A 14,215-nucleotide genomic window follows, 5' to 3' on the forward strand; every position below is an offset into this window, starting at 1 on the left:
GCGGTCGCCGATACAGTCGACCCGGTGAGGACAGCGGGCCGGGAGGCCGAGATCGCCTCCGTCACGGGGTTGACCAGCGGGGTCCTGGTCGTCGCGGGTGAGCCGGGGACGGGCGTGAGCACGCTGCTCGACGCCGCCGCGGACGCCGCGTCGGCCGACCGCGCGGTGCTGCGGCTGACCGGGGCGCGCGGCGAGGCGACCCTGCCGTTCTCCGGGCTGCACCAGCTCCTGCGCCCGGTGCTCCGCGAGGCCGACGAGCTGCCCGAGCGCCAGCGGTCGGCGCTGCTCGGCGCGATCGGCCTCGGCGGGGACGCCGGCCCGCCGGACCGGCTGATCATCGGTGTCGCCGTCCTCGCGCTGCTGTCGGAGCTGAGCGACCGCGTCCCGGTGCTCGTCGTGGTGGACGACGTGCGGTGGGTCGACGAGGGGTCGCGCGACGTGCTGGCGTTCGTCGCCCGGCGCATCGGCGACGAGCCGCTGGCCGTGCTCGTCGGCGCGCGGGACGAGGCCGAGTTCCCCGGCTTCCCGCTCCTGGCGCTCGGTCCGCTCGACCCGCTCGCGGCGGCGGCCCTGCTCGACGCCCAGCCGTCGCCGCCGACCGGCGCGCTCCGCCCACGGGTGCTGGCGCAGGCCGCGGGCAACCCGCTCGCGCTCGTCGAACTCGCCAGGGCCGGGTGCGCCGACGACGACATCCTGCCGCTGACCGAGCGGCTCGAACGGATCTACACCGCCGACCTCGACCGGCTGCCCGAGGCGACGCGGAGCGCGTTGCTGCTGGTCGCGGCGGACACGGCCGACCTCGTCGCGCACACCCTCGCCACCGAGCTGGCACCGGCCGAGGCGGCGGGGCTGGTGCGGCTGGGCGGCGGCCGGGTCCGCTTCCGGCACCCGCTCCTGCGGTCGGCGATCTACCACTCGGCACCGCTCGCGGCGCGGTCGGAGGCCCACCGCGCGCTCGCCGCCCTGCTCGCCGCCGAACCGGACCGGCGGGCCTGGCACCTGGCCGCCGCCGCCACCGGACCCGACGAGGCCGTGGCCGCCGAGCTGGAGGCGACCGCGAGCCGCGCCCGGTGCCGGGGCGGTCACGCCGCCGCCGCGGGCGCGCTCGAACGGGCGGCCGAGCTGAGCCCCGACCCCGACGACCGGGCCCGGCGGCTGGTGCTCGCCGCGGGCGCCGCCGTCGGCACCGGCCAGGCGCGGTGGGTCGAGCAGCTCGCGACGGCGGCGACCCACCTCACCGACGACCCCTTCCTGGTCGCCACGGCCGAGCTGAGGGTCGGCCAGGTCCTCACGCTGACCTCCCGCCACGCCAGGGCGATGGAGCTGCTGATGCGCGCGGCCGACCAGCCGTCGCTGACCGTGCAGGCACTCGCGGCGGCGGCCGTGACCAGCTTCTACTCCGGTGCCGAGCACGACCGCGACCTGGTGCGCGGTCGGTCCGGCGGCGACCCGTGGACGGCGGCGGTCGTCGACCCCCGCGAGAACCGGGCCGAGCTGGCCGCGCGCATCCCCGACCTGGTCGCCCGCGCGGGCGACGACCCGGCCGTGCTCACCTCGCTCGGCGCGATGGCGTGGCTGCTCGACGAGACCGCGCTCGCCGTGCGGATCTACGACGACGCGCTGCACCGCTGCCGTGCCGCGGGTCGGCTGCCGACCGGGCTGGGCTGCTCCGCGGGCTGGGCCTACCTCGACCACGGCGACTGGGCCCAGGCGCGGCTGGCGGCCGCGAGCGCGGCAGCGTTGTCGGCCGGTGCCGACCTCCCGCACCTCACCGCGGCGCACCTGGTCCTCGAAGCCTCCGCCGTCGTGCTCTCCGGGGACACCGCCACGGCACGCGACCTGGCGGACCGCGCGCTGGCCACGATCGACCCGGCCACGAGCAGGGCGGTCGGCGCACGGGCCCGGTGGGTGCTCGGCATGGCGGCGGTCGCCGACGGCGACCACGTCACGGCGTACGAGCGGTTCCGGCAGCTCTTCACCGCCGACGGCGATCCCGTCCACCACCACTTCTCCCACGTCGCGCTGGCCGAACTCGCCGCGGCGGCGGTCCGCACCGGGCACGAGGCCGAGGCCGCCGAGATCCTCGACCGGGCGGAGAAGGGCGTGGCGGACGACGCGTCCGCGCGGACGCGCCTCCTGCTGCACCGCGGCCGGGCGCTGCTGGAACCCGACGCCGCCGAGGACCGCTTCCGGACGGCGCTGGCCGATCCGCTGGGGGAGCAGTGGCCGTTCGAGCGCGCCCAGGTGCTCCTCGACCACGGCGAGTGGCTGCGCCGCCGCCGTCGGATCGCCGAGGCCCGTCCGGTGCTGACCGCCGCCAACGAGGTGTTCCGCCGCCTGGGCGCCCGCCCGTGGCTCGACCGCGCCCAGGGGGAGCTGCGGGCCGCGGGCGTCGACTCCGCGCCCGCCGCGCCGGACGCGCTCACGTCCCTCACGCCCCAGCAGCAGCAGATCATCCGGCTCGCGGCGCGCGGGCTGACCAACAGGGAGATCGGCGAACGCCTGTTCCTGTCGCCGCGCACCGTCGGCTCGCACCTGTACCGGAGCTTCCCGAAGCTGGGCATCACCGCCAGGTCCCAGCTCCGGGACATCGTGGACGGCGCGGCGGTGTCGCACCGGGACCGACCGCGACCGGTCCACGGCTGACGCGGTCCGGCCGCCGCGACCCGGTCGGGGCCGCGGCGGCCGTCCTGATCAGGACCTGGTGAGCCCGGCGACGTCCGGGGCGACCGTCAGACCGAACTCGGTCATCCCGAACCAGTCCAGCGACACCCCCGCCCGTTCCGCCCGCGCGGCCAGCTCCACCCGCAGGCCGAAGACGCTCAGCAGCAGCGCCTGGAGGGAGTCGACGCCGAAGGACGCCCCGACCGCGTCGTCGCCGAGACCGAGGATCTGGTGCGGGCAGCACCAGTCACCGTTGCTGCTCAGCGGATCGGGGTGCGGCGTGCCCACCCTGATCGTCACGGTGCCGCGCGCGCCGTTCTCGGCGGTGCTCTCCAGGTCGCGCTCGGCGATGACCGCACCGAGTTCGTAGATCGTCATCGAACCACCGTACCCGCGCTACCCGGCCGCGTTCATCAGGTCGACGGCGCTGTGCTGCCGTGCGGCGTCGCTGCGCTGGAACGGGCCCGCCCAGGGCTGGTCGTAGGAGTCGCTGCTGGACCGGTCCCGCGCGTACGCCGAGTCGGCCTGCCGTTGCAGGTACGCGGTGTACGGCCGGTCGGCCAGCACCCGGTTCAACGCCGCCAGCCCGCGCGCGTAGACGCCCTTGAACGACGGGACGTCCCCGCCGCCGCCGTTGTCGAACAGGATGCCGCCGGGGTTGAGCGCGGCGTTGGTGGTGGACGCGTTCGCGAGCGCGCGGGCCCTGGTGAGCAGGCTCGCGTCCCCGGTGGCGCGGTGCAGCTCGACCAGAGCGGCCAGCGGCACGCCCTGGTTGTAGCTCCACGGCGTCTGCCCGTTGTTGGCGCACGTGCCGAGGGTGAGGCCGTCGTTGACCAGGTTGGCGCTGTTGATCATCCCGCTGTTCTGGAACCACGTCCACCCGGCCCTGGCGCGGGACAGGTACGCGGTGTCGCCGGGGATCCGGTTGTGCAGCGCGGCGTTGAGCTGGACGTAGAGCGAGTTGGCGATGGCGTTCTTGTAGGTCTTGCTGGAGCTCCACCACACCCCGCCGCCGCACACCGAGTCCCAGAACTTGGCCATGTGGTCGGCGCCGACGCGCGCGGTGCTGAGGTAGCGGCTCTCGCCGGTCAGGTCGTAGGCGGCGACCCACGCCAGGCCCCACCACGCGATGTCGTCCTGGTAGGCGTTGATGAAGTTCCCGTCCCACGCGGTGATGTTCAGGTCGTAGGTGCGCGCGATGGCGTAGCGGTAGCTGCCCATCCCGGTCAGCCGGGCGTTGTCGATGATCGCCGTGAGGGCGTTCGCCGAGTTCCACCAGCCGGTCGTGTCGAACAGGCCGTTGGCGAGGTTGTAGCGCTCCATCAGCGCGGTCGCGGCGGCCGTGCGGCGGTTGCCCGCGTTCCACGTCGTCCGGTACCAGCTCGTGCACGCGACGGCGGTCGACCCCGACGGCTGGGTGCAGGCGCGCAGCAGGCCCACGCCGAGGTTGGCCCAGTCGTCGACGTTGAACATCGTCGTGCGCCAGTCGCCGACCCCGGCGGGGACGCGCGTGTCGCCGAGCCGCGAGCCCGAGCCCCAGCTGACGCCCGCGTCGAACGACCGGTCCAGCCACAGCGCGTCACCCTGGACGGCGGGGGTGATCCGCGCCCAGCCCATCGCGTCGGTGTCGTTGAAGTGCAGGGAGATCTGCCGCGTGCCGACGGTGAGGGTCTGCGTCAGCCGGTCGGTGGGCGCGAGCGCGGGGTCGCGGGCGTCGCAGAACCTGTTGCAGACGACGGCCGAGGCCGCGGGGGCCGCGGGTGAGGTCGACGGCGGGCCGCCGGTCGGCCGGGTGGGGGCGTCGGGACGGGTGGCCGACCGCTGGGCGCTCGACGGCAGCGCGGGGTCGCGGGTGTCGCAGTAGGCGCCGCAGTCGGCGGGCGCGGCGGTGGTCCGTTCGGGCGGCACGACGACCACGAGGGACAGGACGAGCGAGGTGAGAACGGCAGCTTTCAGCACAGGACCTCCCGGAGCAGGGGGTGGGTGGCCGTGGGAAAAAGTGAGAGCGCTCTCATCTTGAGGCTAGGGCTCGTTTGCGTTAAGCGTCAAGGAAATGTCCTGTTCAGGACAGCGCACGAGCGGTGCGCCGGGTGGCGGTCCACTGTGGACGGCCACCCGGCGGCTCGTGCCGCGCCGCGCCGCCCGGTGCGTGCCGTGCAGGGTGACGCCGCTGCTCGGGACGTCGCCTGCGCACCCGGTCGGTGGGCACGCGGGCGACATCACCCCCCTTGAGCGCCGCGATGACGTCCGACACCGCGCGGACCGCGCCCGCGGCCCGATGCGCCCTTCACGGTAATCAGCCGGGGCGGTCCCCTCACGCACTTTCGGGCTAGGCCGAACGAGCGTGGTGAGGAGGTTTCCCGGAACGCCCCGGCGTGGTGAGGAGTTTTTCCGGGCCCCGTCCTGTGTACTCGTCGCGCGCCCTCGTCGAGCGCGGCGCGGGCACGATCACGCCTCCGGGGGGAACCGTGCTCCGAATCCACTTCTCCGCCGACGACCTGGGCAGGGTCAGGCTGGCCGGGGCGCCCGACCCGCTCTGGGAAGCGGTGCTGAGCCTGCACCAGTGGCAGCACCGCGGACCCGATCCGGACCTGGTGGGGTGGCAGCGCCGCGCCCGCCGGGCCGTGCGGTCGTCCGGCCAGATGGTCGTGATCACGAAGCTGCTCGCGCTCGTGCCGCCGCACGGCTACACACCGGACTTCCTGACGCCGACCGGCTGCTCGACCCTGGAGCAGGGCCTGGACGCGGTGCTGCGCACACCGAGGCGCCGCGTGCGGGGCGACCTGACCGCGCTGGCGGAAGGCGTCCGGCTGCCGGTGTGGGTGCGGGACCTGGCCGAGGGCGGGTCCCGGCAGCTCGCGGCCGTGGTCGCGGCCCTGCGCCGGTACCACGACCTCGTGGTCGGACCGCACCTCGCGGACCTCGGGCCCCCGGTCGTCGCGGACGCCAGGGCCGTGCCGCGGCACGAGGCGGACGACGCGCTGGACGGCCTGGCACCCGGCGTGCAGTGGCGGGCACCTGTGCTCCAGGCGCCCTACCCGTGCGACCAGGACCTGTACCTGCGGGGACGAGGCCTGCTCCTGGTGCCGTCGCACTTCTGCCGCCGCACGCCGGTGACGCTGGCGGACCCGGAACTGGACCCGGTGCTGGTCTACCCGACCCTCGTCACCCGTCGTGAGCCGTCGCCCGGTCTGGTGGCGTTGGTGGGGCGGACGCGGGCGCGGGTGATGCAGGTGCTCACGACGTCCCGGTCGACCGGTGAGATCGGTCGGCTCCTGGACCTGTCGGGCGCCAGTGCGAGTGAGCACACGACGGTGCTGCGCAACGCGGGTCTGGTCGCCAGCACGCGTCGGGGGAACACGGTGCGGCACGTGCTGACGTCGAAGGGGCACCTGCTGGTGAGCACGGCCTGAGCGGCCACCCCGGTGGCCATCCGCGGTGGACGGCCACCGGGGTGGCGGGTCACTCAGCCGCCGTGACCGTGTCCAGCGCGGCCAGGCGCACGTCCGGGTCCTCGTGGCGGCGCAGCGCGCGCAGCAGCGCCCGCCAGTGCTCCGGCCAGCCGGTGTCGGGCCCGGCGACCGACGTGATCGCCAGCGCGAGCCCGGCCGCCGCAGGCCCCCCGACCGCCAACGCCTCGGCGACCTCCCGGACGCGGGCGCGCGGCAGGCGGCGCACCGCGGCGTCCACCTGCCCGGACAGCTCGACCCGCGCCCGCTCGGCGAGCACCGGCCGGTCGGCGAGCCCGGCGACCTCGCGCAGCCCCGGCAGCGGGTCGTCGTCCCACGGCACCGCCGCCACGGCGAGCGCCACGGCCGACCCCCGGTGCTCCGGTGTGCCCGCCAGGTCCCGCGACAGCGCCGTCGCCGCGTCCCGCAGCACGGCCGACCGCCTGCGGTCCACCACCAGCCGGGTCAGCACGCCGATCCGCTGCCGGGCGGGCAGGTCGCGGTCGGCGTCCGCGTCGAACCGGTCGCCCGCCGCCAGCAGCCGCGCCACGACCGCCCGCAGCGGCTCGACGTCGCCCGCGACACCGGACACGTCGAGCAGCGCCGTCAGCGCGGACGACCAGGTCGCGGTGTTGTCGACGTCGGAGGCCATGGCCACCAGCAGCGGCGTGAAGTCCGCGTCCCACGTGGCCCACAGCGGCAGCGTCGCGTGCCGGAGCACGGCGGGCTCCTGGCCCGGCACCTGCACGACCGCCCGGACCAGCGCCGCGTAGCGGGCTCGGTGGCGCGGGGCCACGGTGAACGGCGACCGGTCGAGGACCGTCACCGCGACCGCCGGTTCCGAGGCCGCCGCCTCGGCCAGCAGGGTCCACGCCGCCTCGTCGTCCAGGAACCACTCGGTCGCCCACACCAGCGCCCGCCGCACGTCCCGGTGGGCGTTCGGGCCGTCCCACGCGGCGGTGAACAGCGCGGCGGCCCCCGGCACGTGGTGCTCGGCCAGGAGCCGGACCGCCTCCTTGCGCGCGGTGACCTTGGGGCTGCCCAGCAGCCGCCCGAGGTGCTCGCCGAGCCGGTCGGGCGCGACGAACCGGGCGCACCTGCTCACCGCGTGCACGGCCACCCGCGCCCGGTCGGTGTCGACGTGGGCGAGCAGGTCGGGCAGCACGGCACCGGGCTCGTCGGTCCACGCCAGCGCGGACAGCGCCGCCTCGGCCACCTGGACCTCGCGGTCGGCGACGAACCGGCGCAGCACGGCCGCGGTGCCCGGCACCCGCCCGAGCGAGCGCACCGCACCCGCCCGCTCGTGGACGGTCGCGCGCCCGGTCGAGGCGAGCGCGGTCAGCTCGGCCGCGTACGCCGCGGTGTGGCGCGGCAGCCACCGGGCGAAGCAGCCGTGGAACGACGGCACGTACCGCACGCCCCGCTTGAGGAACCTGCCGTGCAGCGGCTTGCCGATCACGTCGTCGAGCAGGTCGGTGCGCCGGAACCCGATGGCGTCGCGCACCGACGGCAGCGTGATGGTCGACCGGTCGCCGCGGAACACCCGTTCCACCCGCTCGTCACGGGTCGCGGGCGGCCGGAGCCACAGGTCGACCGCCTGGCGCACCACGGAGTCGTCCTTCGCCGACCGGGCCTGGTCCAGCAGGTCCTCCAGCGGCGCCATGCCCCACGCCCGGCGCCCGAGCCCGGACGCCAGCGCCAGCAGCACCGAGTACCGGCCGCGCGCCGCGTCCACCGCGAGCCGCTCGCGCAGCGCGTCGAACACCTGGTGCTCCGCGCCGCGCGGCAGGGCGTGGTCCAGCTCGTGCAGGGTGAGCCACGACAGGTGCCTGCCCATGCTCTCCAGCCCGGCCAGCCCCGCGTCGACCAGCGCTGGGCGGCGCGACACCGCGCCCTCGCGGACCAGGGTGGTCGCCAGCGCGCTCACCGCGTGCTGGGTGGCCCACGAGCAGTCCCGCGCCTGCGCGGCGTCGACCATCAGCTTCACCAGCAGGTCGGCCTCGGCGGGCCGGAACAGCCACGCGGGCACGGCCGCGAGCGCGCCGAGCGCCGCCGCCCGCACCGGGTCCTGCTCGTTGGGCAGCCTGGTGAGGGACGCGAGCACCGCCGCGAACGCCTCCGGGTCGCGGCTCGCCGCGCCCGCCGCGATGTAGAGCGGGTACGCCTCGCGGCGCTCGTCCGCCGTGGCCCGCTTCGTGGCCTCGCGCAGCACCGGCGCCGCGTCGGCCCAAGCGGTCCGCGCGGTCACCGCGAGCCGCCGCGACGGGTCGTCGGCGGTGGCGCGCAGCGCCAGCAGCCTGCGCGCCTCGGTGTCGCGGGCGGCGGCGGGCAGCTCGTCGAGGGCGTCCAGCGGCACGTCCGCCCGGCCGCCGACGGCGTCCGCGAAGACGGCGGCCCGGCGCGACGGCGGCAGGGCGTGCAGGAACCGCACCAGCGCGGCGCCGTCGAGCAGCCGCGCCAGACCGACGAGGTCGGCCTGGTCGACCCCGGCCAGCGCGCGCCACAGCGACCGCCGGTCCGGGGTGCCGCCCGTGCGCCGCGGGTCCAGCAGCACCCGCACCACGCGGTCGGGGGAGTGGCGGGCCAGCACGCCCATGCGGTTGACCAGCGCCCAGGACAGCGGGGCGTGCGGCAGCGTCCGCTCGACCAGGTCCAGCACCCGACCCGGCCTCGGCTGGACCGCGGCGGCCACCCCCGCGCCCAGCCGGTCCCACACCCTCGGCCACCACGCGGGCGACATCGCCGCCAGCTCGGCGTCGACCAGGTCCAGGAACTCGTCGGGGTGGTTGCGGCCGATCGTGGTCCAGTTCGCCACGGCGTGCGCGAGGCCGGGCAGCTCGGCGGCGACCACCGGCGGCGAGCAGGCCGCCACCAGCGCGGCGGCCTCCCGGTCGCCGAACGACTCCCGCACGGCGGGCAGCAGCGCGTCCGCCAGCCCGGTCGCCCCGCGCCGCCGCACACCGGTGTAGAGGGTGCGGCGCAGCGCCGTCGGCAGGTGCGGCAGCCGCTCCAGGAACACCTCGGCCGGCAGCCCGAGCCGGATCGCCGCGCCCAGCGCGTGCCCCACCACGGCCGTCTCCCGCGCGGCCAGGCCGCGCCGCACGTGCTCGCGGTGCCCGGCCACGTACGCCATCCGCAACGCCGTCCGCTCGGCGGACCCGTCGGAGCCGAGGTCGCGCAGCAGCGCGTCCAGCTCGGCCGTGCCCGCCAGCCGCCTCGCCGTCTCGGACAGGAGCTTCTGCCGGGCGCCGAAGGGCAGCCGGTCGAGCGTGCGCAGCAGTCGTCGTGCGGAAGTGGTCACGGGCGGTGATTCTCGTGTCCGGAGGGGCCGGTCGCCAGTCGTTTACCGGCGCGGCGGTACGGCTCGCCGATGGCGACCGCGCCACCGGTGGGGCTCGCCTGCCCCCGGGGCACCGACCGGGGGCGGTGGAACGCGGCCTGCGAGTCCTTCGTGGACGCGACCACCGGCCCCGTGCCCCTGGCGCACGACGTGCCGGACCCCGAGGTCGAGACCACCGCGCGTGAGCTGGTCGAGCTGGAGCCCGACCCCGAGCGCCGGGCGTCCGCGCGGACGCCCGGCGCCTCACCTACCGGGGACCACCCGCCCTCGCGGGCCGGGCGGCGGCCGTCGAACCGCCGGTGATCGTGAAACCCGAGCCCGGCTCGACCAGGACGTCGCCCTGGGCCGAGTTGGTGATGGTCACGTTCGTCAGCGTGGCGCTGCCGCGGGCCCCGCTCATCGCGAGGACGCCCGAGCCGTTGTTCGACCTGTCGATCTTCACGTTGCTGATCACGACACCCGGCATGGTTCCGCCGCCGGTCTTGAACTGGATGCCGTCGTAGGTCGAGTCGACGATGTCGGTGTCCCGGATGGTCACACCGGTGATGTCCTTGTTCGCCGCGAACAGCGTCAGCGCGCCGAACTCCTGGTCCTCGCCCCAGAACACGCCGCCGCAGCGGTGCAGGGCGTTGTTGGCGATCACCGTCGTGCCCGAGAACGGCAGCGGGTCGTGGTCGGTCGCCAGCATGATGCCGGGGTAGTTCATCGTGTCGAACACCAGGTTGTTCTCGATCGAGTTGCCGTACCCGCCGTAGACCGCGATACCGGTGGCGCGCCACGGCAGCTGGATCGTGTTGTTGACGAAGTGGTTGTCGTGGCCGACGTCGGTGTTCTGGTCCTTCACGTACTTGTTGGCCCACACCGCCAGCGCGTCGTCACCCGTGGTGCGGAACGACGAGTTGAACACCTTCGAGTTCCTGGTGCCGTTGGAGAAGTTGATGCCGTCAGCGTAGGTGTCGCGGATGCGCATCCCGCTGAACTCCAGGCCGTCCGCCGGTCCCCACAGGTCGGGGATGTTGTCGTAGTCGCGGCCGACCCAGACGCCGACGTTCGCGTGCTCGATCCACACGTTGCTGATCTTCGTGCCGGTGCCGAACCGGCCGTTGAGGCCGACGCCGCCCTCGGCGTTGCCGTCACCGCCGCGGATCCGGCCGGAGCCGAAGATGGCGATGTCGGAGATCTGCGTGTTCTTGTCGATGTCGAACCCGAAGTTGCCCTCGTGCGGGTGGTTGATGCTCCCGACCGCGTTCTGCGGCTCGGTCAGCGTGTACAGGTGCGAGTGCCACATGCCCGCACCGCGGATCGTGACGTCGCTGATGCCCACCTGGTTGAACTGGCCGCGGTTCAGCGGGTCGTCGGTGAGGATCTTCTTCTCCTGCCGCCACTGCCCGGCCGGGATCCACACGCAGCCGATCACGCCGTTCTGGTCGTCCGTCACGGCCCGCTGGATCGCGTCCGTGTCGTCCACGCCGTCGTTCGCGACCGCGCCGTAGGACGTGATCGACGTGCACCCGGTCGGCTGGCTCGCCGCGGGTGCGACCTGCTCCAGGTCGATCAGGTCGAGGATGTAGAACGACGCCGTGTCACCGGAGTCGCGTTGCAGCTTGAACCTCGTGCCGGGCGGGTAGCTCGTGGGCAGCAGCGCGTGCGACTCGTCGAACAGCCTGCGCGCGTCGGCCTGCGGGGTGTTGGTCAGCGCCTCGGGACCGTCCACGTTGCCGTAGAGCCAGCTGTGCTTCGACGACAGCGTCAGCTTCCGAGCGAACACGTCGTTGACGTACAGGCTGATCGTGGCGTCGATGCCGCCACCGCCGGGCGCGTCCGGGATGGAGTTGCGCACGACGATCGAGTTGGCCTGGTTGGTCGAGGTGATCTCGACGAACTGGCCGGTGCCGGTGAGCCGCACCGACTGCCGCCCGGACGACTCCGTGGCGAAGTTGGTGTGCCCGAACGTCCGCAGCGGGTCCGCCGTGAGCAGCGTGCCCTGGTAGCGCCCTGCTTCCGCCTCGTACTCGGTGTAGGGGACCGCCGCCCCACGTCCGACCACGATGGACTGCGTGAAGGTGTTGTTGGTCTCGCTGGTCTCCGCGACGGTGTTCGTCGCGTCGGCCGTGGCGGTGATCGTCGCCCCGCCGTTGGTGGCGGTCCACGTGCCGCTGGTGGCGACGTTCACCGTCGCCCCGGCCGCGACGGCGCCCGCGTTGGCGTTCAACGTGGTCCCGCCGACCGTGACGCGGGTGACCGTGCCCGCGGCGACCGCCGTGGTGCCGCGGTTGTTCACCGCCACGGTGAAGGAGACGGCCGCGCCGACGGCCGGGTTCGGCGGGTTGGTGGTGATGCCGGTGACCTGGAGGTCCGGTCCGGGAGCCTGCGCGACCACGAGCGGGGACGACGCGGTGAACCGGTTGTTGGCGTCGTCCTGCTCGACGATCCGGTTGGCCGGGTCGACCAGCGAGGAGACGGTGTAGCCGCCCATCGGACGAGGTCCCACGGCAACCGACACGGTGGCCGTGGCGCCCGCGGCGAGAGCGCCGACCGGCGTGCTGCCCACGACCGCGCCCGCGAGGCTGAAGTCCACCGTGGACGCGGCGGCGGGCGCCGTGCCGGTGTTCTTCACCGTGGCGGACAGGGAGATCGCGCTGGTCTCGTTCGGCGACGCCGGGGTCCACGTCGTGCCGGTGACCACGAGGTCCGGGTTCGGCGCCGGGACGCCGACGACCTGGAACTCGGCCACCTGCGCGCCGGGAGCGCCGGTGTTGGCGGTGAAGCGCAGCCTCACGTCGGCCACCCGGCCGGTGACCGGGATCGTCACCGTGTTCGCGGCCGAGGGGTTGAACACGTACGTCGACAGCGCCTTGAGGGAGCTGAACGACGTGCCCGACTGCTCGCGGCCGAGGACCTCCAGGGTCTGGCTGCGCGTGCCCCACGCCTGGTCGGGGTTGAGCTTCAGCACGACCGAGGAGACGTCGGCGTTGGAGCCGAGCTTCACCGTCAGGGTCGACTCGAACCCGGCGGACTCCCAGTAGGTGCTGGTGCTGTCGTCGTTGGCGTTGGCCGCGACGAACGAGAACGCCGTGGAGGACGCCTCGATCGCCCTGCCCCGCGCCAGGTTCGCGCCGCCGGTGCCCTGGCCGGTCCTGGTGACGTGGTTGCTGTCGCCGGACTGGTTGCCCGCGGCGTCGCGCGCCCGGACGAAGTACTCGACCGTCGCGGTGGCGGGCTGGGTGTCGGTGAACGTCAGGGCGTTGCCCGCCACGCTCGTGGGCCTGCCGTTGACGTACACGTCGTAACCCGTCACGCCGACGTTGTCCGTCGACGCCGTCCAGGTGAGGCGGATCTGGCCCGCGCCGGGCTCGGTGAACGCGAGGGTGCCCGGCGCCGTCGGCGGGGTCGTGTCGCCCGCGCCCTGGCCGGTGCGGGTGACGCGGTTGCTGTTCGGCGACTGGTTGCCCGCCGCGTCGCGCGCCCGCACGTGGTACTCGACGGTCGTGCTCAGCGGCTGCGTGTCGGTGTAGGTCAGGACGGTGCCCGCCACGGTGCCGCGCACCTGGCCGTTGGCGTACACCTCGTAGCCGGTGACGCCGACGTTGTCGGTGGACGCGGTCCAGGTCAGGCGGACCTGCCCGCTCGTCGGCTCGGTGAACGCCAGCGAGCCGGGCGCCGTCGGGGCCACCGAGTCACCACCGGACGTCGGTCCGTGGACCTCGAACTCCGAGAGCTGCCCGCCCGGTTGCCCGGTGTTGGCCGTGATCGCCACCCGCACGTACCGGGTGCTGGTCGCGGTGAAGGAGACCGTCACCGCGTTCCCGTTGGCGGGCGTGAAGGCGTGCTGCGCCGAGCCCGCCAGGTCGGTGAACGCGCTGCCGTTCGCGCTGCCCTGCACGGCGAGGGTCTGCGTGCGCGACCCCCAGTTCGCGGGCAGCTTCAGCACGACCCGGTTGACGCTCGCCGCCGCGCCGAGGTCCACCTGGATCCACTGCGGGAACGCGTTGTTGTCGCTCTCCCAGTAGGAGTCCTGGTTGCCGTCGTTGCCGTTGCCCGCCGGGTACTCGCCCTGGGAGGTGCTGGCCGACATCGTCTTGCCCCGCGCCAGGTTCGCCGACGACCCGTTGGCCCCGTGCACCTGGAACTCCGCGAGCTGGGCCGCGGGCCAGCCGGTGTTCGCGGTGACGTCCACCCGCACGTACCGGACGCTCGCCGCGGTGAAGTTCACCGTGACCGTGTTCGACGCGGCCGGGTCGAACACCCGACCGGCCGACGCCGACAGCGCGCTGAACGCCGTGCCGTTGGAACTGCCCTGCACGCTCAGCGTCTGCGTGCGCGCCTCCCAGCCCGCGGGCAGCTTCAGGACCACCTGGTCGACGTCGACGCTGCCGCCGAGGTCGATCTGCACCCACTGCGGGAAGGCGTTGCTCGGGCCCTCCCAGTACGAGGACTGGTTGCCGTCGTTGACGTTGGACGCCGGCTGGTTCCCGTTCGACGCGCTGGCCGTGACGGTCTTGCCGGCGGCCAGGTCGGGACCACCCGCCGCTGACGCGACCGGTGGCGACATGCCGAGGGCGATGAGGCCGACCGCGAGCAATCCGCTGGTCAGCCGCCTGCTGAACTGGTTCATGGCGTTTTCGTTTCTGTCGAAACGGCAGGGGGGCGCCACTCGGGGGGACGTGGCGGTGGGTGCGCGGACAGGGCGTCGCGCGAGCGGCGAGGAGTCGTCGGGGGAGCAGCCGAGGGTCACGCCATCGTGGGCCTCCTCGTTCACGGA

At 74.5% G+C, this 14,215-nt stretch carries 7 protein-coding genes; 3 read left to right on the top strand and 4 right to left on the bottom strand.

What is annotated here, in order from left to right:
• Positions 1-24 precede the first annotated feature (24 nt).
• A complete protein-coding gene (locus VFZ92_RS26805; protein ID WP_330878806.1) occupies positions 25-2,646 on the top strand; it encodes an AAA family ATPase in 2,622 nt (873 codons plus the stop codon).
• Between the two features lie 48 nt (positions 2,647-2,694).
• Here VFZ92_RS26805 and VFZ92_RS26810 read toward each other — a convergent pair whose 3' ends face one another.
• Together VFZ92_RS26810 and VFZ92_RS26815 are read right to left on the bottom strand one after the other, a co-directional pair.
• A complete protein-coding gene (locus tag VFZ92_RS26810) occupies positions 2,695-3,042 on the bottom strand; it encodes a DUF6968 family protein (protein WP_330878807.1) in 348 nt (115 codons plus the stop codon).
• A gap of 18 nt (positions 3,043-3,060) precedes the next feature.
• A complete protein-coding gene (locus tag VFZ92_RS26815; protein WP_330878808.1) occupies positions 3,061-4,623 on the bottom strand; it encodes a glycoside hydrolase family 76 protein in 1,563 nt (520 codons plus the stop codon).
• 509 nt (positions 4,624-5,132) lie between these two features.
• Between VFZ92_RS26815 and VFZ92_RS26820 the strand changes: the two genes are divergently transcribed.
• The gene (locus VFZ92_RS26820) at positions 5,133-6,077 is read left to right on the top strand and encodes a winged helix-turn-helix domain-containing protein (RefSeq protein WP_330878809.1); all 945 of its coding nucleotides are present in this window, start codon (positions 5,133-5,135) and stop codon (positions 6,075-6,077) included.
• Positions 6,078-6,126: 49 nt separating this feature from the next.
• On the opposite strand, the gene VFZ92_RS26825 is transcribed toward VFZ92_RS26820, so the two are convergent.
• Positions 6,127-9,414 (bottom strand): hypothetical protein, encoded by a 3,288-nt coding sequence (locus VFZ92_RS26825; protein WP_330878810.1) that lies wholly within the window; start codon positions 9,412-9,414, stop codon positions 6,127-6,129.
• Between the two features lie 69 nt (positions 9,415-9,483).
• Here VFZ92_RS26825 and VFZ92_RS26830 point away from each other — a divergent pair, with 69 nt between their 5' ends.
• Positions 9,484-9,756: a hypothetical protein gene (locus VFZ92_RS26830; protein WP_330878811.1), complete on the top strand. Its 273-nt coding sequence runs from the start codon at positions 9,484-9,486 to the stop codon at positions 9,754-9,756.
• Here the strand turns inward: VFZ92_RS26830 and VFZ92_RS26835 are convergent.
• Positions 9,701-14,068: a discoidin domain-containing protein gene (locus VFZ92_RS26835; RefSeq protein ID WP_330878812.1), complete on the bottom strand. Its 4,368-nt coding sequence runs from the start codon at positions 14,066-14,068 to the stop codon at positions 9,701-9,703. The two genes, VFZ92_RS26830 and VFZ92_RS26835, sit on opposite strands and share 56 nt — an antisense overlap.
• Positions 14,069-14,215 lie beyond the last annotated feature (147 nt).

This window comes from Umezawaea sp., from assembly GCF_036375055.1.
In the GTDB taxonomy this organism is placed as follows: Bacteria; Actinomycetota; Actinomycetes; order Mycobacteriales; family Pseudonocardiaceae; genus Umezawaea.

What these genes read in the sequence shown, in the direction of transcription:
- VFZ92_RS26830 (WP_330878811.1), top strand. Translation starts at nt 9,484, where the DNA reads ATGGCGACCGCGCCACCGGTGGGGCTCGCCTGCCCCCGGGGCACCGAC.
- VFZ92_RS26835 (WP_330878812.1), bottom strand. Translation starts at nt 14,068, where the DNA reads ATGAACCAGTTCAGCAGGCGGCTGACCAGCGGATTGCTCGCGGTCGGC.
- VFZ92_RS26810 (WP_330878807.1), bottom strand. Translation starts at nt 3,042, where the DNA reads ATGACGATCTACGAACTCGGTGCGGTCATCGCCGAGCGCGACCTGGAG.